Origin of the sequence: Mesorhizobium sp. WSM3864 (genome assembly GCF_002294955.1) — a bacterium.
GTDB lineage: Bacteria > Pseudomonadota > Alphaproteobacteria > Rhizobiales > Rhizobiaceae > Mesorhizobium.
Genome location: NZ_NSGD01000002.1, coordinates 474,858 through 498,496 on the forward strand (window position 1 = coordinate 474,858; position 23,639 = coordinate 498,496).

At 63.9% G+C, this 23,639-nt stretch carries 20 protein-coding genes; 10 read left to right on the forward strand and 10 right to left on the reverse strand.

Features of this window, described 5'->3' with window-relative positions; genetic code table 11:
- Positions 1-11: 11 nt before the first annotated feature.
- A complete protein-coding gene (gene ribB, locus CK215_RS06505; protein ID WP_095830440.1) occupies positions 12-1,112 on the reverse strand; it encodes a 3,4-dihydroxy-2-butanone-4-phosphate synthase in 1,101 nt (366 codons plus the stop codon).
- A 101-nt stretch (positions 1,113-1,213) separates the two neighbouring features.
- The gene (gene aroC / locus CK215_RS06510; protein WP_066998072.1) at positions 1,214-2,314 is read right to left on the reverse strand and encodes a chorismate synthase; all 1,101 of its coding nucleotides are present in this window, start codon (positions 2,312-2,314) and stop codon (positions 1,214-1,216) included.
- A 212-nt stretch (positions 2,315-2,526) separates the two neighbouring features.
- Between aroC and CK215_RS06515 the strand changes: the two genes are divergently transcribed.
- The gene (locus CK215_RS06515; RefSeq protein ID WP_066998075.1) at positions 2,527-2,784 is read left to right on the forward strand and encodes a DUF1344 domain-containing protein; all 258 of its coding nucleotides are present in this window, start codon (positions 2,527-2,529) and stop codon (positions 2,782-2,784) included.
- A 207-nt stretch (positions 2,785-2,991) separates the two neighbouring features.
- On the opposite strand, the gene CK215_RS06520 is transcribed toward CK215_RS06515, so the two are convergent.
- From CK215_RS06520 to CK215_RS06535, 4 genes are all read right to left on the reverse strand, one after another.
- Positions 2,992-3,579 (reverse strand): histidine phosphatase family protein, encoded by a 588-nt coding sequence (locus tag CK215_RS06520; protein ID WP_095800309.1) that lies wholly within the window; start codon positions 3,577-3,579, stop codon positions 2,992-2,994.
- A gap of 52 nt (positions 3,580-3,631) precedes the next feature.
- The gene (fabI, locus tag CK215_RS06525; RefSeq protein WP_059186698.1) at positions 3,632-4,450 is read right to left on the reverse strand and encodes an enoyl-ACP reductase FabI; all 819 of its coding nucleotides are present in this window, start codon (positions 4,448-4,450) and stop codon (positions 3,632-3,634) included.
- 107 nt (positions 4,451-4,557) lie between these two features.
- Entirely contained in the window at positions 4,558-5,484 is a 927-nt protein-coding gene (locus CK215_RS06530) for a J domain-containing protein (protein WP_095830441.1), read from the reverse strand.
- A gap of 99 nt (positions 5,485-5,583) precedes the next feature.
- The gene (locus CK215_RS06535; protein ID WP_067327836.1) at positions 5,584-6,048 is read right to left on the reverse strand and encodes an RT0821/Lpp0805 family surface protein; all 465 of its coding nucleotides are present in this window, start codon (positions 6,046-6,048) and stop codon (positions 5,584-5,586) included.
- Between the two features lie 40 nt (positions 6,049-6,088).
- Between CK215_RS06535 and pdxH the strand changes: the two genes are divergently transcribed.
- Entirely contained in the window at positions 6,089-6,706 is a 618-nt protein-coding gene (gene pdxH, locus CK215_RS06540; protein WP_095830442.1) for a pyridoxamine 5'-phosphate oxidase, read from the forward strand.
- A 22-nt stretch (positions 6,707-6,728) separates the two neighbouring features.
- Here pdxH and CK215_RS06545 read toward each other — a convergent pair whose 3' ends face one another.
- Positions 6,729-7,481 (reverse strand): crotonase/enoyl-CoA hydratase family protein, encoded by a 753-nt coding sequence (locus tag CK215_RS06545; RefSeq protein WP_095778004.1) that lies wholly within the window; start codon positions 7,479-7,481, stop codon positions 6,729-6,731.
- A 27-nt stretch (positions 7,482-7,508) separates the two neighbouring features.
- Positions 7,509-9,275 (reverse strand): acyl-CoA dehydrogenase, encoded by a 1,767-nt coding sequence (locus tag CK215_RS06550; protein ID WP_095830443.1) that lies wholly within the window; start codon positions 9,273-9,275, stop codon positions 7,509-7,511.
- Between the two features lie 252 nt (positions 9,276-9,527).
- Between CK215_RS06550 and CK215_RS06555 the strand changes: the two genes are divergently transcribed.
- Positions 9,528-10,688, forward strand: coding sequence for a glycoside hydrolase family 25 protein (locus CK215_RS06555; RefSeq protein ID WP_095830444.1), 1,161 nt, complete (start codon positions 9,528-9,530; stop codon positions 10,686-10,688).
- A gap of 12 nt (positions 10,689-10,700) precedes the next feature.
- Here the strand turns inward: CK215_RS06555 and CK215_RS06560 are convergent, their stop codons facing one another.
- The gene (locus CK215_RS06560) at positions 10,701-11,543 is read right to left on the reverse strand and encodes an AraC family transcriptional regulator (RefSeq protein WP_095830601.1); all 843 of its coding nucleotides are present in this window, start codon (positions 11,541-11,543) and stop codon (positions 10,701-10,703) included.
- Between the two features lie 251 nt (positions 11,544-11,794).
- On the opposite strand from CK215_RS06560, the gene CK215_RS06565 reads away from it, so the two are divergent.
- The 6 genes from CK215_RS06565 (at position 11,795) to CK215_RS06590 (ending at position 20,776) form a co-directional block, all read left to right on the forward strand.
- Entirely contained in the window at positions 11,795-13,261 is a 1,467-nt protein-coding gene (locus CK215_RS06565) for an alpha-glucosidase/alpha-galactosidase (protein WP_095830445.1), read from the forward strand.
- Between the two features lie 107 nt (positions 13,262-13,368).
- Positions 13,369-15,453 (forward strand): ABC transporter substrate-binding protein, encoded by a 2,085-nt coding sequence (locus CK215_RS06570; RefSeq protein WP_095830446.1) that lies wholly within the window; start codon positions 13,369-13,371, stop codon positions 15,451-15,453.
- A 112-nt stretch (positions 15,454-15,565) separates the two neighbouring features.
- Positions 15,566-16,573, forward strand: coding sequence for an ABC transporter permease (locus tag CK215_RS06575; protein ID WP_095830447.1), 1,008 nt, complete (start codon positions 15,566-15,568; stop codon positions 16,571-16,573).
- A complete protein-coding gene (locus tag CK215_RS06580; protein ID WP_095827087.1) occupies positions 16,574-17,707 on the forward strand; it encodes an ABC transporter permease in 1,134 nt (377 codons plus the stop codon).
- A gap of 10 nt (positions 17,708-17,717) precedes the next feature.
- Entirely contained in the window at positions 17,718-19,388 is a 1,671-nt protein-coding gene (locus CK215_RS06585) for an ABC transporter ATP-binding protein (RefSeq protein ID WP_095830448.1), read from the forward strand.
- Between the two features lie 20 nt (positions 19,389-19,408).
- On the forward strand, positions 19,409-20,776 hold the full coding sequence (locus tag CK215_RS06590) for an alpha-glucosidase/alpha-galactosidase (protein ID WP_095830449.1): 1,368 nt from the start codon (positions 19,409-19,411) through the stop codon (positions 20,774-20,776).
- Positions 20,777-20,877: 101 nt separating this feature from the next.
- Here the strand turns inward: CK215_RS06590 and purD are convergent, their stop codons facing one another.
- Positions 20,878-22,158, reverse strand: a complete 1,281-nt coding sequence (purD, locus tag CK215_RS06595; RefSeq protein ID WP_095830450.1) for a phosphoribosylamine--glycine ligase — start codon at positions 22,156-22,158, stop codon at positions 20,878-20,880.
- Between the two features lie 405 nt (positions 22,159-22,563).
- Here purD and ubiA point away from each other — a divergent pair, with 405 nt between their 5' ends.
- Complete coding sequence (gene ubiA, locus CK215_RS06600; protein ID WP_095830451.1) at positions 22,564-23,547, forward strand: 4-hydroxybenzoate octaprenyltransferase; 984 nt, start codon at positions 22,564-22,566, stop codon at positions 23,545-23,547.
- Positions 23,548-23,639 lie beyond the last annotated feature (92 nt).

Below are 23,639 nucleotides of genomic sequence, written 5' to 3' on the forward strand. Positions count from 1 at the left end.
CGGCCGAAACGTCAGAGAATTTCCGTCTTGGCGATGTGAATGCCGAATCCTTCGAGCCCGACATAGTGGCGCTCGCGCGAGGCGATCAGGTTGATCGAGGAGATGCCGAGATCCTTGAGGATCTGCGCTCCGAGCCCGATCTCGCGCCACTCGTTCTCGCGCCGGCGCGCCTCTTCGTGATCCTCGCGGTCGCCGCTCTGGGGCCGCTTGCGCTCCTGATGGGCGACGCCGACCGAGCCTTCGCGCAGGTAGACGATGACGCCACGCTTGCGCTCGCCCATCGCCTCCATGATGTGGTCCAAGCGGTGGCTGGTGCCGAAGACGTCGGTGACGACGTCTTCCGAATGCAGCCGCACCGGCACCTCCTCGCCGTCGCGGATGTCGCCAAAGACGACCGCGACATGGTGCATGGAATCCCAGGGCAGCATGTAGGTGAAGACCTGCGCCTTGCCGCCGGGCGTCTCGATGTCGGAGCAGGCGACGCGCTCGACCAGCGTTTCTTTGCGCTGGCGATAGGCGATGAGATCGGCGACCGAAACCTGCTTCAGCCCGTGCTGCGCGGCGAAAGCCTGCACCTCAGGTCCACGCTTGACGGTGCCGTCGTCGTTGACCAGTTCGGAGATGACGCCGATCGGCGGCAGCCCGGCGAGTTTGCACAGGTCGACAGCGGCTTCCGTATGGCCCGAGCGCATCAAGACACCGCCTTCGCGCGCGATCAGCGGGAAGATGTGGCCGGGCCGCACGAAGTCGGAGGCACCAACATTGCCATTGGCGAGGTTACGCACGGTGAGCGTGCGGTCGTCCGCCGAAATACCCGTCGTGGTGCCGTGCTTGAAGTCGACGCTGACGGTAAAAGCCGTGGTGTGGGCGGAATCATTGTCGGCCACCATGGGCGCAAGGTTCAGCCGCCTTGCGTCCTCGCGCAGCATCGGCGTGCAGACGATGCCGGAGGTGTTGCGGACGATGAAGGCCATCTTTTCCGGCGTGCAGTGCACGGCGGCAACGATCAGGTCGCCCTCGTTCTCGCGCCCGTCATCGTCCATGACGACGACGATCTCGCCGCGCTCGAAAGCGCGGATCGCTTCGACGATCTTCTTCTGGTCGTATGGCATGGACGCTCGCTAGCTCGCTTGGGGAATAGGGCAGTAAGGGAGTAGGGAAAAGGAAAAAGTTTGGCGTCGCCGAATGCGACGTAACATACTCACCTACTGCCTTACTGCCTTCCCGTCTGTCCTCTATGCCGCAGATAATGATCCGCAATCGCGCAGGCAACCATGGCTTCGCCGATCGGCACGGCGCGGATGCCGACGCAGGGATCGTGGCGGCCCTTGGTCATGACCTCGACGTCCTTGCCGTCCTTGTCGATCGATTTCCGCGGTGTCAGGATCGAGGAGGTCGGCTTGACGGCGAAGCGGGCGACGATCGCCTGGCCGGTCGAGATGCCGCCGAGGATGCCGCCGGCATTGTTGGACAAAAACACCGGCTTGCCGTCATTGCCGATCCGCATCTCGTCGGCATTCTCTTCGCCGGTGATGCGGGCGGCTTCGAAGCCGTTGCCGATCTCGACGCCCTTGACGGCGTTGATCGACATCAGGCCGGAGGCGATGTCCTGGTCGAGCTTGGCATAGATCGGCGCGCCGAGGCCCGCCGGCACACCTTCGGCGACGATCTCGATCACCGCGCCGACCGACGAGCCGGCCTTGCGAATGCCGTCGAGATAGGCGGCAAAGACCGGAACCGAGGCCGGGTCAGGGGTGAAAAACGGGTTTTCCGCATCGCCGATGAAATTCCAGTTCCAATTGGCGCGATCGATCGACTTTTCACCCATCGAGACCAGGGCGCCGCGCACCACCATGCCCGGCACCACCTTGCGTGCCAGCGCGCCGGCCGCCACTCTGGCTGCCGTCTCGCGCGCCGAGGAGCGGCCGCCGCCGCGATGGTCGCGCAACCCGTATTTGATCTCATAGGTGTAATCGGCATGGCCCGGCCGGTACTGGCGCGCGATCTCGCCGTAGTCCTTGGAGCGCTGATCGACATTCTCGATCAGCATCGAGATCGGCGTGCCGGTGGTGATCATCGTCTCGCCGTCCTCGTCGAGGATGAAGCCGGAGAGGATCTTGACCTCGTCCGGCTCGCGGCGCTGGGTGACGAAGCGCGACTGGCCCGGGCGGCGCCGGTCGAGCTCGGCCTGGATGTCCTCGCGCTTGAAGCGGATCCCGGGCGGGCAGCCGTCGACAACGCAGCCAAGAGCGGCGCCATGGCTTTCACCCCAGGTGGTGACGCGGAAAAGATGGCCGAAGGTGTTGTGAGACATGGAAAAAACGCCCTGCCCGGCGCGGACCCGGTTCGCCGGTTCAAGCGTGCCTTCTATTGGCGTTTTCCACAGCGGTCAAACGGTGATCGGATGCATCAATCTGTGATCTGGAGGATTTAGTTTTGACACATTCGGTTGGTTTCTGCTCTCTTCCATCCGCCGTTGAGGATCCGCCGTTGCTCATGCCGGCGCAATGACCAAAGAGGACGACGATGCGTACCCTGATTGGCGCCGCCTGCGCCATGTTGCTCATTTCCACCGCTGCCGCGTTCGCCGGCCAGACCGAAGGCTTGATCAAGAAGGTCGACAAGGACACGCTGACGCTGACGCTGGACGACGGAAAGTCCTACAAGCTCAACGCCGAAACCGATCTCGACGCGCTGAAGCCCGGCATGGATATCGTCCTCGCCTACGACGTGACCAATGGCGAGAATGTCGTGACCGATATGCAGCTGCCGGACAGCGACTAGGATCATCTGCGCCGCGAGGTCTTGGCGGACGGCGCAGTACGTTGGTAGCAGTACGTTGGTAGAGGACACCTTTGCCAATAGTCCGAGCGCCCAACGCTTCGTCATCCTGGAGCGAAGTAAGGGGCGCAGCGACGCAAACGCAGATTCCGGGATGGCGACGTTCGAGGCCTTCGGCCGACCTCCAACACACGGCCTGAAACGCAGGCCCTACAGCCACTCCAGGGTGCGGCCCTCGAGCCGTAGCAGGCGGTCCTGCGGTACGTCGAGGCTGGCGGCTTCCTGCTTGGAAATGCCGGTGACGAAGCGGAAGAAGCAGCGCATGATCCCGCCATGGGTGACGCAGACGGTCGGCTGGCGAAGCGCGTCGAACCAGGGTTTTATCCGCTCGAGCAGCATCTCGTAGCTTTCGGCGCCCTCGCCGGGCGGCTGGAAATCCCACTTCGCAGCGCGGCGGCTTTTGGTCGAACCCGGGACACGCTTTTCGAGTTCGGCAAAGGTGAAACCCTGCCAGTCGCCGAAGCTTAGCTCCACCAAGCGCGGATCGGTGCGATAGGCGAGCGGGTCGAGACCCATCGCCGCGCGCATCAGCTCCATCGTCTCGCGCGTGCGCCGCATCGGGCTGGCGACAAAGTCGAAATCCGCAGCGTTTCCGATAAGGTCCGCCAACCGTCGGCCGTTTTGCGTCGCCTGCTCGCGGCCAAGTTCGTTGATATCGGTATCCGCCTGGCCTTGCAGCCGACCCTCGGCGTTCCACTGCGTCTGGCCGTGGCGCGCGATGTAGACGAGCGGATACATCAGGTCTCCGGAGGTCGGGCCAGGGCCTGGACGAATAGACAGGCGGAGAGAACTAGTCCTTGACGGTCGAGATGTCGGGCGCGTCGACCGCCTTCATGCCGACGACATGGTAGCCGGAATCGACGTGATGGACCTCGCCGGTCACGCCGCGCGACAGGTCCGACAGGAAGTAGACGCCGGAATCGCCGACCTCTTCTTGCGTCACCGTCTGCTTAAGCGGCGCGTTGTACTCGTTCCATTTGAGGATGTAGCGGAAGTCGCCGATGCCGGAGGCGGCAAGGGTCTTGATCGGGCCGGCCGAGATGGCGTTGACGCGGATCTTCTTGGCGCCGAGGTCGACGGCGAGATAGCGCACGCTGGCCTCGAGCGCCGCCTTGGCGACGCCCATGACGTTGTAGTGAGGCATAACCTTCTCGGCGCCGTAATAGGTCAGCGTCAGCAGCGAGCCGCCTTCGCTCATCAGCGGCTCGGCGCGCTTGGCGATGGTGGTGAAGGAAAACACCGAAATATCCATGGTGCGCAGGAAATTATCGCGCGTCGTCTCGACATAACGGCCGGTCAGCTCGTCCTTGTCCGAGAAGGCGATGGCATGGACGAGGAAGTCGAGCTTGCCCCAGTGCTTGGCGATGTCGGCAAAGACTGCGTCCAGGCTTTCCGGATCGGTCACGTCGCAATGGCCGGCGACATGCGCGTTGAGTTCCGCCGCCAGCGGCTCGACGCGCTTCTTGAACGCCTCGCCCTGATAGGTCAGCGCGATTTCGGCGCCGTGATCGACGCAAGCCTTGGCGATGCCGAAAGCGATCGACCGATTGTTTGCGACGCCAAGGATGAGGCCTCGCTTACCGGCCATCAGGCCCTGTCCACCCGCCATGTGCGCAATTCTCCGCAAGAATGTCTGCTTTGTGGAGCCCTATCGCACAGGCACAGGGCCCCTTCAAGCGTCGAAAACAGACTGGCTTGAGGAGAAAACCGCTTCGATCAGCCTTTCCGCTTACGCATCAGGACTTCGAGATCGGCGTCTCCACCCTCCGGCAGCATCAGCCGCACATGGGCGTAGAGATCGCCATGGCCACCTACTTTTTCCGGCAGGCCCCTGCCCTTCAGGCGCAACACCTTGTCCGAGCTCGACCATGCGGGAACGTTGACCGCGAGCTTGCCGGTCGGCGTCTCGACGGCCACCTTGGCGCCGAGCACCGCGTCGGCGAGTTCGATAGGCAGGTCGACATGCAGGTCGCGGCCCTCGATGCGATAGCGCGGATGGCGGCGAATGTGAATTTTGACCAGCGCGTCGCCCGGCTGGCCGGGCCCCTGCTCGCCCTGACCCTTCAGGCGGATGGTCTGGCCCTCCTCGACATAGGCGGGAAGCTTGACCGCCATCTTGCGGCCGTCAGGGAACATCGCCGTCACCTTCTCCGCGGTGGCCGCCTCTTCGACGGTGATGTCCAGCGTGACATTGAGGTCGGGCGCCTGGACCGGCTGGCGACGGTCGCCACGGCCTGGACCCCGCCCACCCGAAAAGGCCTCCCCGAAGATCTGGCTGAAGATATCGCTGTTGCCGTCGAATGGATCGCCGCCCGGACGACCGGTGCGGAATTCGAAATGCGCCCCGCCCGGGCCCTGCTGACGGCGGAACCCGGCAAACGGATCGCCGCCGGGCGCGCCCTCGAAGCCTTGGAATCTCGGCTTGCCGTCGGCGTCGATCTCGCCGCGATCGTAAGCTGCGCGGCGCTTCTCGTCGCCGACGATCTCATAGGCCTGGTTGGCGGCCGCAAAACGCTCTTTCGCCTTCGGATCATTCGGATTCTGGTCCGGATGATGCTGCTTGGCGAGCTTGCGGTACGCCGATTTTATTTCCTTGGCCGAGGCGTTCTTGGCAACGCCCAGCACCTCATAGGGGTCGCGCATGCTTCCTGCCTGAAAGAGAGATTGGGTCCACAGTTGCCCTCTATATGCGCTCGCATAGGAAGAAATTCCAGTGGTGCAAGATGCCAATGGAGAGTGAAATTAGAGCGCCTTGAACTCCTGCATGCGCCAGCCTCCGGCGTCGGCAATGCAGAGCTCGCCCTGGTACATGGCGACGCCATCGAAACTTTCCCGCGTCGCGTTGAAGCGGCGGCAGGTCAAGCCGCCATCCTTGAGTTCCACCAGCTCGGTGATCGAGCCGCGCGAGCCGGTGCCGGCATTGGCCCATGGCACCGCCTGGCCGCCGAGCTCCTGGATGTCGGCGGAAGACACCGCATTGCCAATCGTGGTCTGGTCCGAGTCGTTGTCGCTGCTTGCCGGCACGGCGGGCGCGGACGGCGCGCTGGAGGTGATGATCGAGCGGTCAACCTCCGCCTTCTCGAGGCTGAAGCCGCCGGCGCCACAGGCCGCGAGCGGAAGCGCCAATGTCAGCAACGCAGCCTTGGCGCTGGCCGAAGCAATAACGCTCCATTGCCCGCTGTCAAAAGCTTGCGCGATACGCGACAATCGGCGAACTCCTCCCGCAACGTTAAAAATTTGGAAAACTATGAACGAAAGTGAGTTAACAAGCGGTGACTTCGCCGAGGCTTTGGAGCCGTTCCGGCTGTTTGCCGAGTGGCTGGACGACGCCGTCAAGAGCGAGATCAACGACCCCAACGGCGTTGCGTTGGCAACCGTCGACGCCGACGGCATGCCGGATGTGCGGATGGTGCTGCTCAAGGGGTTGGACGAAAGGGGATTTGTCTTCTACACGAATTTCGAGAGCGCCAAGGGCCGCGAGATTCTTGGCAGCATGAAGGCGGCGATGTGCTTCCACTGGAAATCGCTGCGCCGCCAGGTGCGCGTGCGCGGGCCGGTGGAGATCGTCAGCGACGCCGAGGCCGACGCCTATTATGCGACGCGGCCGCGCGGCAGCCGCATCGGCGCCTGGGCCTCGAAACAGTCGCGGCCGCTGGAAAGCCGCTTCGCGCTGGAGAAGGCGGTGGCCGAATACACGGCGCGCTATGCGATCGGCGAAATCCCGCGGCCGAAACACTGGTCGGGCTTCCGCATCCTGCCGCAGACGATCGAGTTCTGGCACGACCGGCCGTTCCGGCTGCATGACCGCATCGTGTTCTCGAAAAACGACGCCGGCGGCTGGGACAAGACGCGGCTCTACCCCTGATGTCGCCGAGAGCGGAGATTTTTCAGCCTTTCTTGCGGGTCATGAAGGCGGTCAACGCGGCGCGCGCCTCGTCGGACTTCAGCCGCTCGCGGAAATGCTCGCTCTCGAGCTTGATGCGGGCGACGAGTTCCTCGCGCGGCTCACGCATCAGATCGCGGGCAATCTTAAGCGCCTGCGGCGGCTTGGCGGCGATCTCGGCCGCCGCAGCCAGCACCGCGCCTTCCAGCTCGTCTTCCACGACCACATCGTAGATCAGGCCGGCGGCCTTGGCGCGCTCAGCCGAAAAACCTTCGCCGAGACCGAGCAGCGCGAAGGCGCCCTGGCGGCCGAGGATCTGCGGCGCGAGCAGGCTGGAGCCGGCCTCCGGCACCAGGCCGAGGTCGACGAAGGGGGTGCGGAAGAGCGTGCGCGGCGTGGCGAAGGTCAGGTCGCAATGCAGATTGAGCGTGGTGCCGATGCCCACCGCTATGCCATCGACACCCGAGACCATCGGCTTCTCCGCCTTGGCCAGCGCCATCAGGAAATCCCACACCTCATTCCCGCCCTCGCCGCCGGTGGCGATCACCAGGAAATCCGCAAGATCGTTGCCGGCGGAAAAGGCACCAGGCACGCCGAGGAAGACATGGACGCGAACCGTCGGATCGGCGTCACCTTCAGAAAGGGCGGCCGACATTTTCGCGTACATGGCACGTGTCAGCGCATTCTTCTTCTCAGGCCGGTTCATGCGGATGATCTGCACGGCGCCCCGGCGCTCGATGAGGATATGGTCGGTCACGATCGGTTCCTTCGGCTGACTGGCTGTTCAGGCGATCAGCGCCTTGCCGGCGGCGGCGAGGCTTTCGGCGCCGTCGATGACGCGCTCCTTGAGCGCGCGCGTCTCGCCTAGGAGGTTTTCGGCAAAGAAGCGGCAAAGCGCGACTCGGCCGCGGTCGGCTAGGCCGCCCTGCGCCAGATAAGCGCCGCCCGCGGCGAGCGAGATCAGGCGCAGATAGGGCGTGGCGCCAGCCATCGCGGCATCGGCCTTGCCGTCGGCCATCAGCCTTTGCAAGAAGCGGGTCGCCTCGTCGAGATCGGCAAGCGCGCGATCGAGATTGTCGGCGGTGCGGCCGAAACCCTCGATGTTGGAGGTGCGCACCGCATCGGCCATCGCTTTCAATTCGCCGATATAGCGATGCACGTGCTCGCCGCCGCCGAGCGGCAATTTTCGCGAGACGAGGTCGATCGCCTGGATGCCGTTGGTGCCTTCATAGATCGGCGCGATGCGGGCGTCGCGATAGAGGGCCGCCGCGCCCGTCTCCTCGATAAAGCCCATGCCGCCATGCACCTGGATCCCCAGCGAAGCGACCTCGACGCCGACATCGGTCGAAAAGGCTTTTGCCAGCGGCGTCAAGAGATTGGCGCGGTCGCGCCAGTTAGCGGCGGCCTCGCCCTCGGCGACACGGGCACGGTCGATGGCGTGCGCGCAGGAATAGGCGATAGCACGCGCGATCTGCGTCAGCGCCTGCATGGTGAGAAGATTGCGCTGCACGTCCGGGTGATGGACGATCGGCGCCATGCCGGACCCTGAATAATCAGATGCCTTGCCCTGCCGGCGCTCATTGGCATAGGCGATCGCCTTCTGCGTGGCGGTTTCGGCCACTGCAACGCCCTGCATGCCGACGGCAAGGCGAGCGTTGTTCATCATCGTGAACATGCAGGCCAACCCCTTGTTCTCCTCGCCGATCAGCCAGCCGATGGCGCCGGGCGTCATGCCCGCAAAACCGTCGCCATAGATCATGGTGCAGGTCGGCGAAGCGTGGATGCCGAGCTTGTGCTCGAGGCCGGAACAGAAGACGTCGTTGCGGGCGCCGAGCGAGCCATCGTCATCGACCAGGAACTTCGGCACCAGGAAGAGCGAGATGCCGCGCGTGCCGGCGGGCGCGTCGGGCAGCCTAGCCAGCACCAGATGCACGATGTTGTCGGTGAAATCGTGCTCGCCATAGGTGATGAATATCTTCTGGCCGAAGATGCGATAGGTGCCGTCGGCGTCAGGCTCGGCACGGGTGCGCAAAGCGGCGAGGTCCGAGCCCGCCTGCGGCTCGGTCAGGTTCATCGTGCCCATCCACTCGCCCGAGACGAGCTTGGCGAGGTATTTGGCCTTCAGCGCCTCGGAGGCGTGCTTGTCGAGCGCCTCGACCGCGCCCATGGTGAGCGTCGGGCCGATGCCGAAGGCCATGGCGGCGGAGTTCCACATTTCGAGCGCGGCGACGCCGAGCATGGTGGGCAGGCCCTGGCCGCCATATTCGGCCGGCCCGGACAGCGCGTTCCAGCCGCCTTCGATCCAGCGCCGGTAAAGCTCCTTCCAGCCGGGCGGCGTGGTGACAGAAGCGCCATCCAACACCGCGCCATGCTCGTCGCCGATCTTGTAGAGCGGCGCAACCTCCTCGCTGGCGAAACGCCCCGCCTCGGCCAGGATCGCGTCGACCAGGTCCTCGCCGAGGTCGCCGAAGGTGCCGTCGTCCAGCGCCGGCTTCAGGCCGGCTACCTGCTTCAGCGTGAAGGCGATGCCCTCGACCGGTGCGCGATACATTGTGCCTGCTTCTCCTCCAGTGCGGCCAACCGTAGTCGCGTAGCCGAAGCGAGGCCATCCATACTTGGGGTTGGCCTGCGTCCTTCTTTTTTTGCGTAAACGTCAAACACGCGGATTTTGCAAGCGTAGACTTCGTCATCCACGGGCGGAGAGGTTCAGTCGCTGTTCCGGCGCTGAACACGTCGCGGTTTGACAGCACTTCCTTAACCATAGCGGTTCAGGATCGTCCTCTGGTCAGTGGGGACACCCTGATTGAAAAAGCCGGCGCGCCCTCTTCGCCGCCTGGCGCTTCTCGCGGCTGCGGTTGCGCTGGGCACGGCGGCAAAGGCCTCGGATTTCTCCGAGCCGTGGAAGAATGCCGACCGCGCGCTGGTGATCGACGCCTACGAATATAACTCCATCGACTGGGCTGAGCTTGCCACCGACAAACGCATCGTCGGCTTCATAAACAAGGCGTCCGACGGGCTGCCGCCGCCCTATTTCTGCTTCGGCGACGAGACCGAGGTGAAGCTCTGCAAGGCGCTGTGGAAGCGCCATGCGGTGACGCGCGAGCTTTTCCAGACGCGCAAGGTGGTGGCGAAGGCGCTCGGCCTGAAATGGGGCGCCTATCACCTCGCCCGCCCCGGCAATCCGGTCGAGCAGGCCAACAATTTCATCGATTTCGCCGAGCCGGCGCCGGACGATCTCATTGCCCTCGACATCGAGGGCATCGATCCCGCGCAATGGATGTCTCTCGAGGACGCGGAAGAATTCGTGCGCCAGGTGCATCGCCGCCTCGGCCGCTTCCCGTTGCTCTACTCGAACGGCAAGACCGCCCAGTACATCGCCGACAACCGTTACACCTACCGGCTGTTGTCGCGGCTGCCGCTCTGGTATGCGCGCTACAAGCCGGACATCGACGTGCATTTCCCGATGGGCAACTGGCAGGGTTACGCGCTCTGGCAGTTCGCGGCAAAGGCGAATTGCGGCCGCTTCAGCTGCCCCTATCGCGTGCCGGGCACGCCCAACGACATCGACGTGAGCGTCGCGCCGATGAAAGCCGATGAGTTGCGTCAGCAATGGGCCTTTGGCGGCCTGATCGACGTGCCGGCGGATTACCTCGCCTCGATCCCGGTGCCGATCCCGCGCGAAGCGGGCCTCGCCGGCAAGGTCACCATCACCTATGCCGATGTGGCGACGCCGCCGACCATCGAGGAAATGGTCGCGGTGCTCGGCGCGCGCTGGGAGAAATTCCGCGACGGTTTCCGCATGCCGGTGGTCAAGACCGTGCCGCAGCGCCCGAGCTTCGGCATCGTGCAATATGTCGCCTGGAAACGAGCCGGACAGCGCACGCCCGAACAGCTCGACGCCGCCTTCGCGGCCGCCGATCCGGTCAGCACCGCATCGACGACGCTCGACCACCTCAGGCAGTAGTCAACGGCAGCGTCAACGATGATTGCCCAGGCTGGCATACATGCCGGTGGTGCGGAACTGTGTGGGCGTGATGCCGTAGCAGCGGCGAAACACCTTGGAAAAGTAGTTGGGGTCGTCGAAACCGCACAGAACAGCGACTTCCTTGACCGGCAGGAAATCGGTCTTGGTCAGCAGCTTGGCGGCGCGCTGCAGCCGCTGCTGCAGGACGAATTCGGCCGGCGGCAATCCTTCGCTCTCGGCGAAGCAGCGCGAGAAATGGGCGCGGCTGAGGCCGCTGATTTCGACCAGTTCCGCCACCGGCAGCGGCTTGTCGAGATTGGCGCTTATGTGATCGATGACCGGCTGCATGGCGCTCTGCTTTTCGGCGAAGGCGTGCGAGCCGAAGACATCGTCGTAAAGCGCCATCGCCGCCTCATAGGCGATCGCCGAGGCCGCGCCCGGCGAGGCGGCGCCCTTGATCAGGCGCAGGCTGCAATCGGCAAGGTGATCGATGGTCGCCGGCTGCAGCCGGAACACGGGACCTGAGACGCTGAGGATCGACTTGTGGACGCGGAGCGCCTCCTCGCCGTTCATCGAGATCCAGAAATATTCCCAGCGGTCGCCCTTGGCCAGCCAGTAGCGATGGTTGTGCGGCACCAGCACCAGCAGCGTATCGCTCGCCTGCAGGCGGTAACTGCGGCTTTCATAGCGCAATTGCCCGGTGCCGCTGATCGTATGCTGGAGCACGGTAAACGGGGTCTGGCCGCGCTTTCGCCCGTCCCAGTCGTAAGTCTCGTCCTCGCGCACCTCGTAGCCGGTGCTGGTCGGCATGGCGTGCAGGCGCTGGCGCCCGCGCGGCAGCGAGATCGTGCGCATCAGCTTTCCATTGGCGATCAGATCCTGCAGCACAAAATTACCCTCGAAAGCATAATCCTTCTCTGGCCGCGCTGGCGAATAAGCGCATAATCCGGCTCACTCAAGAACGGGAAAGACCCGCGGACGAGGAGCGGGCGGGAGGAGAAAGAGCTGGATTTCCGGCTCCACATGGCGAGCGCGCCTGCCGGCGCGCGGCCATACCCTCCCTTGCTGCTCCTTGCCTAACATTCGATTGGATCGAGGTGAAGGTGATGAGCTTCAAAATCGCTATTATTGGCGCCGGCAGCGTCGGCTTCACCAAGAAGCTGTTCACCGACATTCTCTGCGTGCCCGAATTCAAGGACATCGAATTCGCGCTGACCGACATCAGCGAGCACAATCTCGGGATGATCCAGGCGATCCTCGATCGGATCGTGGAAGCAAACGGGCTGCCGACCAAAGTGACGGCGACGACCGACCGCCGCAAGGCGCTGGAAGGCGCGCGCTACATCATCAGCTGCGTGCGCGTCGGCGGCCTCGAAGCCTATGCCGACGACATCCGCATCCCGCTGAAATACGGCATCGACCAATGCGTCGGCGACACGATCTGCGCCGGCGGCATCCTCTACGGCCAGCGCAACATCCCGGTGATCCTCGACTTCTGCAAGGACATCCGCGAGGTAGCCGAGACCGACGCCAAGTTCCTGAACTACGCCAACCCGATGGCGATGAACACCTGGGCCGCGATCGAATACGGCAAGGTCGACACGGTCGGGCTCTGCCACGGCGTGCAGCACGGCGCCGAACAGATCGCCGAGGTGCTCGGCGCGAAGTCGCCCAGGGAGCTCGACTATGTCTGCTCCGGCATCAACCACCAGACCTGGTTCATCGAGCTCAGGCTGAACGGCCGCGCGATCGGCAAGGACGAGCTGGTCGCCGCCTTCGAAGCGCATCCGGTCTATTCGAAGCAGGAGAAGCTGCGCATCGACGTGCTGAAGCGCTTCGGCGTGTATTCGACCGAAAGCAACGGGCATCTGTCCGAATACCTGCCCTGGTACCGCAAGCGCCCCGACGAGATCACACGCTGGATCGACATGTCGGACTGGATCCATGGCGAGACCGGCGGCTATCTCCGCTACTCGACCGAGACCCGCAATTGGTTCGAAACCGAGTATCCGCAGTTCCTCGAAGCGGCGTCGAAGCCGATCGACCCGGCGAGGCGCTCCAACGAGCATGCCAGCCACATTCTCGAGGCGCTGGAAACAAACCGCGTCTATCGCGGCCATTTCAACGTCAAGAACAACGGCGTGATCACCAACCTGCCGCAGGACGCCATCATCGAGTCGCCCGGCTTCGTCGATCGGTTCGGCATCAACATGGCCGCCGGCATCACGCTGCCCGAGGCATGCGCCGCCACCTGCATGTCATCGATCAACGTCCAGCGCATGTCGGTGCATGCCGCCATCGCCGGCGACATCGATCTTTTGAAGCTCGCCATGCTGCACGATCCGCTGGTCGGCGCGGTGTCGACGCCGGAGGAGGTCTGGCAGATGGTGGACGAGATGGTCGTCGCCCAGGCCGCCTGGCTGCCGCAATATGCCGACGCCGTGCCGGCGGCAAAGGAGCGGCTTGCGAAGTCGAAGGTCAAGACCCGCGAATGGGCGGGCGCGGCGCGGCGCAACGTCCGCTCGATCGATGAACTGCGCGCCGAAAAGGCGGCACTGAAACAGGCCGGCTGAGATTTCGGGCAGGCGGACCTGCAGGAGGCAGACCGCCGAAACGGCCCTCAAAATAAAGATCGAGCGGCGGGCAAGCAGCAGACGTTCAAAACATCTGGGAGGAGACAATGAGGAACTTACACAGAATTGGCATTGCCGCCGGACTGGTGCTCGGCGTATCTATTCCGGCGCTCACCGCTTTCGCTTCGGAACCGACGATCCCGCCGGAGCCGGCGACATTCCCGGCCGAAGGCAAGATCCATTATGTGGCGCGCGACTCCATCCTGGAGTTCAAGGCGCTGCCCGAATACCACGAGCCGGACTGGGTGACGGAGAAATACGTCAAGACCGGCAAGCTGCCGCCGCTCAAGGACAGGCTGCCCAAGGAACCGCTGGTCTTCAAGACCGCCAACATGCCGGACGGCATCGGCGTCTATGGTGACACGATGCGCCATGTCATCGGCGGCAGGCCGGAAGGCTGGAACTACGGTGCCGGCCAGACGCAAGGCTGGGGCGGCATCGACATCGCGCTTTCCGAATGTCTGACACGCACCGCGCCGCTGTTCCAGGTCGACGCAAAGGACACCGAGCCGCTGCCGAACCTCGCCAAGAGCTGGGAATGGTCGAAAGACGGCCACAAGCTGACCATGCATCTCGTCGAAGGCGCCAAATGGTCGGACGGCGTGCCCTTCAACGCCGACGACGTCATGTTCTACTGGGACGACGAGGTCGTCGACCCCAACGTGTCGCCGCTCAACGGGGCGACGCCCGAAACCTTCGGCGTCGGCACGACGCTCAAGAAGATCGACGACTACACCGTCGAATGGACGTTCAAGGAAGCGTTTCCGAGGCAATATCTCTATGCGATGGCCTACGGCACCTTCTGCCCCGGCCCGGCGCACATTTTGAAGCCGCAGCATCCGAAATATTCGAAGAACACCTACGACCAGTTCAAGAACGCCTTCCCGCCGGAATACATGAACATGCCGGTGATGGGCGCCTGGGTGCCGGTCGAATACCGCCCGGACGACATCATCGTCATGCGGCGCAATCCTTACTACTGGAAGGTCGACGAGAAGGGGAACCAACTGCCTTATCTCAACGAGCTGCAATACAAGCTCTCGACCTGGGCAGATCGCGACGTCCAGGCCGTCGCAGGCTCGGGCGACTTCTCCAATCTCGAGCAGCCCGAGAACTTCGTCGCCTCGCTGAAGCGCGCGGCTGACAAGAACGCGCCGGCACGGCTTGCCTTCGGTCCGCGGCTCATCGGCTACAATCTGCGTATGAATTTTTCCGCCAATGGCTGGGGCAACCCGGACGAGCGAGGCCAAGCGATCCGCGAATTGAACCGCAACGAGGATTTCCGCAAGGCCGTAACCATGGCGATCGACCGCAAGGCGCTCGGCGACTCGCTGGTCAAGGGACCGTTCACCGCCATCTATCCCGGCGGCTTCTCCTCCGGCACCAGCTTCTATGACCGCAAGTCGACGGTTTATTACCCGTTCGATCTCCAAGGGGCCAAGGCCGAGCTCGCCAAGGCCGGTCTCAAGGATACCGACGGCGACGGCTTCGTGAACTTCCCGGCGGGCACCGCCGGCGGCAAGAACGTCGAGATCGTGATGCTGGTCAACAATGACTACACCACCGACAAGAGCCTTGCCGAGGGCGTCGTGGCGCAGATGGAGAAGCTTGGGCTGAGGGTCGTGCTCAACGGGGTCAACGGCACGCAGCGCGACGCGATCCAGTATTCCGGCCGCTTCGACTGGCTGATCCGGCGCAATGACCAGGAGCTCACCTCCGTTGTGCAGAACACGGAGCAACTCGCTCCGGTCGGTCCCAAGACCAGTTGGAACCATCGCGCGCCTGAAAGCGGCGAAGTCGACCTGATGCCGTTCGAGAAGGACCTCGTCGACATCGTGAACAAGTTCGTCACGACGCAGGACAACGACCAGCGCGCCGACCTGATGAAGAAGTTCCAGAAGATCTCGACCGAGCACGTCTACAATGTCGGGCTGACGGAATATCCCGGCGCGCTGATCGTCAACAAGCGCTTCTCCAACATCCCGCAGGGAACGCCGATCTTCATGTTCAACTGGGCCGAGGATTCGATCATCCGCGAACGCGTCTTCGTCGCAGCCGACAAACAGGCGAAATATGAGCTCTTCCCCGACGAGCTTCCCGGCAAGCCCGGAGACAAGGGGCCGATGAACTAGTTAACCTCCCTGACGAAGAGAACTCCGGTCGCGCCAGCTGGCGCGGCCGGACAAAGCCAAATCTCCGGTAGCGCCCAGGGAGCGACCGGCCAGCAAAGGAAGCCGACCATCCATGTTGCGATTCCTGCTCATGCGCATAGCGTCGGCGCTTCCCGTGCTCGCCATCTTGAGCCTGGTCACCTTCGCCATCATCCAGGCGCCGCCGGGCGACTATGCCGACTATATCAAATCGCAGCTCATCAACCAGGGCGGCGCCTCCTATGCCGAGGCGGATGCACAGGCCCAGGCCTACCGGAAAGAACACGGCCTCGATAAGCCGCTGCCCGTTCAGTATCTCAACTGGATCGGCGGCATCGTCACGCGCGGCGATTTCGGCTACAGCCTCTACTACAACAGGCCGGTGGCGGACGTGGTCGGCGAGCGCCTGCCGCGCACGCTGCTCCTGGCGCTGGTCTGCCACCTGCTCGCCTCGGTGCTGGGCATAAGCTTCGGCATTTGGGCGGCGACCCGCCAGTGTTCCTGGATCGACTCGACGCTCTCGGCCATCTCCTTCCTCGGCATGACGGTGCCGCGCTTCCTGATGGCGCTGATCATCGTCTACCTGCTGGTCTTCCAGTTCAACGTGTCGGAGATCGGCAGCTTCTTCTCGCCGCGATATGGCGGCGCGCCATGGTCGTGGGCAAAATTCCTCGACCTGGTCAAGCATGTCTGGCCGGTGGTGGCGATCGCGACCTTCGGCGGGCTCGCCTACAATATGCGCGTCATGCGCGGCAACCTGCTCGACACGCTCAACGCGCAATATGTCGAGACGGCCAAAGCCAAGGGCCTGACTGGCGGCGCCGTCGTGATGCGCCATGCCGTGCCCAATGCGCTGCATCCATTGGTCATGTATCAAGGCGTGGTGCTGCCCTACATGCTGACCGGCGAGATCGAGACGGCGATCATCTTCGCGCTGCCGACCGTCGGGCCGGCGATCGTGGGCTCGATGGCGGTGGGCGATGTCTATGTGACCGCAACCTTCATGATGGTTCTGTCGGCGACGCTGATCGTCGGCAACATCATCGCCGACATGCTGCTGGTCCTGCTCGACCCCCGCGTGCGCCAGTTCGGGGAGCACTAGATGCTGGCCCGCGATCCCTCACCCCCGCCACCCGCCGAAGGAGCCGCGATTCCGGCCGCGCATGGCAACGAGAGCTACATCGCGCTTGTCTGGCGCCGGCTGAAGCGCTCCTGGACCGGCATGGCCGGGCTATGCCTGGTCGTGCTGCTGCTTCTCATGACCCTGTTCGCGGAATTCCTCGCGCCTCTTGACCCGAAAGCGACCGATATCGCCTTCGCGCCGCCGCAGATGGCTAGCTTTCACGACAAGGACGGCAACTTCGTCGCGCGGCCAAGAATTTACGCGCTGGCCGAATCGACCGACCTCGACCCGGTGACCTTCCAGCCGATCGTCGGCCCCGATTACGATCATCCACGACTGCTCGGCTTCTTCGTCGAGGGCGCGCCCTACAAACTCTTCGGCCTCATCCCGGCGAACCGGCATTTCTTCGGCTCGATGGACGGCCAGCCGGTGCATTTCCTCGGCACCGACAAGTTCGGCCGTGATGTGCTGTCGCGCGCCATCCATGGTTCGCGCGTCTCGCTGATGATCGCGCTGACGGTGGTCTTCATAATCACCGTGATCGGAACCAGTGTCGGCATGGTGTCCGGCTATTTCGGCGGCCGGTTCGATGTCTGGATGCAGCGCTTCGTCGAACTGGTGCTCGCCTTCCCGCAACTGCCGCTTTACCTGGCGCTGACGACGCTGATCCCGGTCACCGCGCCGACCAATGTCTTTCTCGCCTTCGTCATCATCGTCATGTCGGCGCTTGGCTGGGCGCAGATGTCGCGCGAAGTACGCGGCAAGACGCTGGCGCTGGCGCGCATCGACTATGTGCGCGCCGCCATGGCGGTGGGCGCCACCGATCGGCGCATCATCATCCAGCACATCTTTCCCAATGTGATGAGCCACGTGATCGTCGCCGTGACGCTGGCGATCCCAACGGTGGTGCTTCTGGAATCCTTCCTCGGCTTCCTCGGCTTCGCGGTGAAGCCACCGCTGATCTCCTGGGGACTGATGCTGCAGGACACCGCGACCTATTCGGTCATCGGCACCTATCCCTGGATCCTGTCGCCGGTCGGCTTCGTGCTGGTCACCGTCTTTGCCTTCAACGCGCTGGGCGACGGCCTGCGCGATGCCGTCGATCCCTATTGAGGTGGCAGAAATGACGACGATCGCGCTTGCCCAATCCTTCGCACCCGCCGTCCGGCTCGACCATGACGGACGCCACGACCAGCCGGTCATCGACGCCCGCAACATCGAAGTCGCCTTCAAGGTCGAGCACGGCATCGTCGAGGCGGTTAAGGACGTCTCGTTCCAACTCTATCGCGGTGAGACGATCGCGATCGTCGGCGAATCCGGTTCCGGCAAATCGGTGACCGCGCGCACCGTCATGGGGCTCTTGTCGCGGCGGGCAACGGTATCGCCGAGGTCAAGCGTCGACTATCTCGGACAGAACATTCTGAAATTCGCCGAGAGCGCCCGGCGCAAGCTGCGCGGCAACCGTATCTCGATGATCTTCCAGGAGCCGATGAGCTCGCTCAACCCGATCTATTCGGTCGGCAGCCAGATCGTCGAAGCGATCAGGGTGCACCGCAAGGTGAGCCGCAAAGAGGCCTGGGCGCGAGCGCTCGAGCTTTTGCGGCATGTCCAGATTCCCGAACCCGAAGCACGCCTCAAGCAGTATCCGCACCAGCTCTCCGGTGGCCAGCGGCAGCGCGTCATGATCGCCATGGCCTTGGCCAACGAGCCCGATGTGCTGATCGCCGACGAGCCGACCACCGCGCTCGACGTCACCGTCCAGGCGCAGATCCTCAACCTGATCCGCAATCTGCAGAAAGAAATGCGGATGGCGGTGGTTCTGATCACGCACGATCTTACCGTCGTGCGCAAATTCTCCGACTATGTCTATGTCATGCAGCATGGCGAAATGCGCGAGCATAACGTCACCGAGCGGCTCTTCGCCGATCCGCAGCATCCCTACACAAAGCGGCTGCTCGCATCCCAACCACACGGCAGGCCGAAGCCGCTGCCCGAAAAGTCCAGCACGATCCTCGAGGCGAACGGCGTGCGCGTCTGTTTCACGCTGCGGCACGGCACGTTCCTGAAGCCGGACTGGCGCGAGTTGGTCGCGGTCGACGATCTCGACCTCAAACTTTGCCGTCACGAGACGCTGGGCCTGGTCGGCGAATCCGGTTCCGGCAAGACCACTTTCGGCCAGGCGCTGCTTCGGCTGCTCGACGCGAGGCGCGGCGAGATCCGTTTCGACGGCCAGCCGATCCAGGATCTCACGCGCGCCGAGATGCGGCCGCTGCGCTCGCGCATGCAGATCGTCTTCCAGGATCCGTTCTCCTCGCTCAACCCGCGCATGACGATCGGCCAGATCATCGAGGAAGGCTTGGTCGTGAACAGGATCGGGGCCACACGGCGCGAGCGGATCGAGCGGGTGCGTGAGGCGCTGGTCAGCGCCGGCATGCCCGGCGACATCCTGTCGCGGTTTCCGCACGAATTTTCGGGCGGCCAGCGGCAGCGCATCGCGATCGCGCGGGCCATCGCGCTGGAGCCGGAATTTATCCTGCTCGACGAGCCGACATCGGCGCTCGATCTTTCCGTCCAGGCGCAGATCATCGACCTGCTGCGCAAGCTGCAGGACGAGCGCGGCTTGAGCTATCTCTTCATCTCGCACGACCTCAAGGTGGTGCGGGCGCTCTGCCACCGCGTGATCGTCATGCAGCACGGCAAGATCGTCGAACAGGGGCCCGTAGACGAGGTCCTCACCAGTCCCAAGACCGCCTACACCGAACGGCTCGTCCGGGCCGCCTTCGACGTGGCGTGACCATATTCCGGAGGCTCACAGTGGCAAGAAATCCCAGGATCACCTTCATCGGCGCCGGCTCGACGGTGTTCATGAAGAACATTGTCGGCGACGTGCTGCAGCGCCCGGCGCTGTCGGGCGCGACGATCGCTTTGATGGACATCAACCCGCAGCGGCTGGAAGAGAGCGCCGTCGTCGTCAACAAGCTGATCGCGACCCTCGGCGTGAAGGCGAAGGCCGAGACCTATTTCGACCAACGCCAGGCGCTGTCCGGCGCCGATTTCGTCGTCGTCGCCTTCCAGATCGGCGGTTACGAGCCCTGCACCGTCACCGACTTCGAGGTGCCGAAGAAATATGGCCTGCGCCAGACGATCGCCGACACGCTCGGCGTCGGCGGCATCATGCGGGGCCTGAGGACGGTGCCGCATCTGTGGAGGATCTGCGAGGACATGCTCGCCGTCTGCCCCGACGCGATCATGCTGCAATACGTCAACCCAATGGCGATCAACACCTGGGCGATCGCCGCGAAATTCCCCCAGATCAAACAGGTTGGGCTCTGCCATTCGGTGCAGGGCACGGCGATGGAGCTGGCGCACGACCTCGACCTTCCCTATGAGGAGATCCGCTACCGCGCAGCTGGCATCAACCACATGGCGTTTTACCTCAAGTTCGAGCATCGCCAGCCGGACGGCTCCTACCGCGACCTCTATCCCGACCTTGTCCGCGCCTATCGCGAAGGCCGCGCGCCGAAGCCCGGCTGGAACCCGCGCTGCCCCAACAAGGTGCGCTACGAGATGCTGACCCGGCTCGGCTATTTCGTCACCGAAAGCTCGGAGCATTTCGCCGAATACACGCCCTATTTCATCAAGGAAGGTCGCCCCGACCTGATCGAGAAATACGGCATCCCGCTTGACGAATATCCGAAGCGGTGCATCGAGCAGATCGAGCGCTGGAAGGGCCAGGCGGAGGCCTACCGCTCGGCCGACCGGATCGAGGTCGAGCAATCAAAGGAATATGCCTCCTCGATCATGAACTCGGTTTGGACCGGCGAGCCGTCGGTCGTCTACGGCAATGTCCGCAACAATGGCTGCATCACCTCGCTGCCTTTCGATTGCGCGGCGGAAGTGCCGTGCCTGGTCGACGCGTCGGGCATCCAGCCCACTTACATTGGCGACCTGCCGCCGCAGCTGACGGCCCTGATCCGTACCAACATCAATGTCCAGGAGCTGACGGTGCGGGCGCTGATGAGCGAGAGCCGCGAGCACATCTACCACGCGGCGATGATGGACCCGCACACGGCGGCCGAGCTCGATCTCGATCAGATCTGGTCGCTGGTCGACGACCTGCTTGCAGCGCATGGCGACTGGTTGCCGGCCTGGGCGCGACCGGGCAAAAGCAAGGCTGCCTGATTAGAGCAATTTCAGAAAAAGTGTGAAGCGGTTTTCGTCGGAAACTGCGTCAAAACAAATAGACGGGAGATTTCGCCGTTTCCGTGAAACGGTGAGATGTCCTATTTGCCGGTCTGCTCGCGGTCGACGGCGCGCCAGCCGATGTCGTGGCGGCAGAAACCCTGCGGCCAGTCGATACGGTCGATCGCCGCGTAGGCCTTTTTTTGTGCCTCCCCGACGGTGGTGCCGGTTGCCGTGACGTTGAGCACGCGGCCGCCATTGGCGACGAGCGCGCCGCCGTTGATGGCGGTGCCGGCATGGAAGATTTCGGCGCCGTCGCTGGCGGCCTCGTCGAGACCGCGGATCACCGAGCCCTTTTCCGGCGTGCCGGGATAACCCCTCGCCGCCATCACCACGGTCAGTGCCGCGTCGTCGCTCCAGCGGGCAGACATATGCGCGAGCTGGCCGTCGACAGCAGCGTTGAGCAGGACGAGCAGGTCGTCCTTCAGCCGCATCATCAGCACCTGGCATTCGGGATCGCCGAAGCGGGTGTTGTACTCGATCAGCTTGGGGCCTTGGTCGGTGATCATCAAACCGGCGAAGAGGATGCCGGCGAAAGGCGCGCCGAGATTGGCCATGCCGCGCATCGTCGGCTCGATGATCTCGCGCATGGTGCGCTCGGTCATGTCGGGCGTCATCACCGGCGCCGGCGAATAGGCGCCCATGCCGCCGGTGTTCGGACCGGTATCGCCGTCGCCGACGCGCTTATGGTCCTGCGCGGTGCCGAAGCGCAGCGCGGTGGCGCCGTCGCATAGGCAGAAGAAGCTCGCCTCCTCGCCGGTCAGATATTCCTCGACGACCACCTCGGCGCCGGCGGAGCCAAAAGCGCCGTCGAAACAGGCCTCGAGCGCGGCAAGCGCCTCCTCCAGCGTCATGGCGATGGTGACGCCCTTGCCGGCGGCAAGCCCGTCAGCCTTGATGACGATCGGCGCGCCCGTCTTTTCGACATAGGCCTTGGCCGCGGCGAGATCGCCGAAGCGGCCATAGGCGGCGGTCGGGATGTTGAACTTGGCGCAAAGATCCTTGGTGAAGCCCTTCGAGCCTTCGAGCCGCGCCGCCGCCCTGGAGGGGCCGAAGACGCGGATGCCCCAGGCGCGCAAATCATCGGCAATGCCGGCCACCAGCGGCCCTTCCGGACCGACGACGACGAGGTCGATCTTCTTCTCCTGGCAGAAGGCGGCCACAGTGGAGTGGTCGGCGATGTCCAGCTTGACCAGTTCGGCGAAACGGCCGATGCCGGGATTGCCGGGCGAAGCATAGAGCTTCGTCAGCAGCGGCGACGCGGCGATCTTCCAGGCAAGCGCATGTTCGCGGCCGCCGGAGCCGAGAAGAAGAACGTTCATGGCCACCTCTTGCTGATCGTCTCCCCGAACCCGCTATTGGTCCAAGGGCGACGGGTCAAGGCGTGTTGGCGTTTTGGGGGGCGATTGCACACGGGAAGATTGCCCACATCAAGACGCAATGAGGCAATTTGCCGGCTAGGGAACCGATCCCGCCCGGCCCAATCCAAAGCCGACTCAGCTCCGGAAAACGAGGGGGAACCAGTCCTCGCGCAACTTCTGGCCGGCCCTCATGTGCTTCCCAGCAGCGCATTGTTCTCGCCCACAACGCGCGCCTGCGGCCTATCGAAGGCGTAACTCGCCTTCATCGAGACAGCGACAGCATGGTTCGCCAGTCACGATGTTTTCACTGGCTGAGCGACAACGCGGCTGCTTGACGGCGCTTATCGCTGCTGCCACTCCAGCACGATGGAAACCATCCAGTCGAAAGCAGCCCAGGGCCGCGTCGCGGACGCGCCGAGCGGCCATTGGGTTTACCGAGTGCTGCCGCGCTGGCTGTGGCCTTATGCGCAGCTTGCGCGCTGGGACCGGCCGATCGGCTGGCAGCTGCTCTTGTGGCCCTGCTGGTGGTCGGCGGCTCTTGCGGCCAGCGCCTATCCGCGGCCGACGGATCCGCTGCTGACGCTGTTGCCTGCGCCCTGGTACCTGTTCCTGTTTTTCATCGGCGCCGTCGCCATGCGCGGCGCCGGCTGCACCTACAACGACATCGTCGACGAAGACATCGACAACCAGGTCGAGCGCACCCGCTCGCGGCCGCTGCCGGCCGGCAAGGTGACGCGCCGCCAAGCCTGGGCGTTTCTGATCATCCAGGCGCTGGTCGGGCTCGGAGTGCTTTTGCAGTTCAACAGCTTCGCCATTCCGCTCGGCATCGCCTCGCTGGCGATTGTCGCGATCTACCCGTTCATGAAGCGCATCACCAACTGGCCGCAATTGGTGCTCGGGCTCGCCTTCTCCTGGGGCGCGCTGATGGGCTGGGCGGTCGAGTTCGGCGATCTCGATGGCCCCGCCATCATGCTTTACATCGGCTCGATCCTGTGGGTGATCGGCTACGATACGATCTACGCGCATCAGGACAAGGAAGACGACGCCATCGTCGGCGTGCGCTCGACCGCACGCCTGTTCGGCGACAACACCAAGACCTGGCTCACCGGGCTTTATGGCGGCACGCTCGTCTGCTTCGCCATCGCCTTTGCCTCGGCTCAAGTGCCGATGCCGGCGCTGGCCGGGCTGATCGCCGCCGGCGCGCATATGGCGCGCCAGATCTTCCGGCTCGACATCAACGATCCCGATCAGTGCCTGAAGCTGTTCAAGTCGAACAACCAGGTCGGCTGGCTGATTTTTCTGGGGCTGATCGGCGGGGCGTTTTGGGTGGTGCTGAAGCCGCTGGTGTAGCGCCTCTCCTTCTCCCTTTGTCGTGGGAGAAGGTGGCTCGGCGCGCAGGGCCGAGACGGTTGACGGTGTTCCAGCGGAGTGAGAGCTCGGCG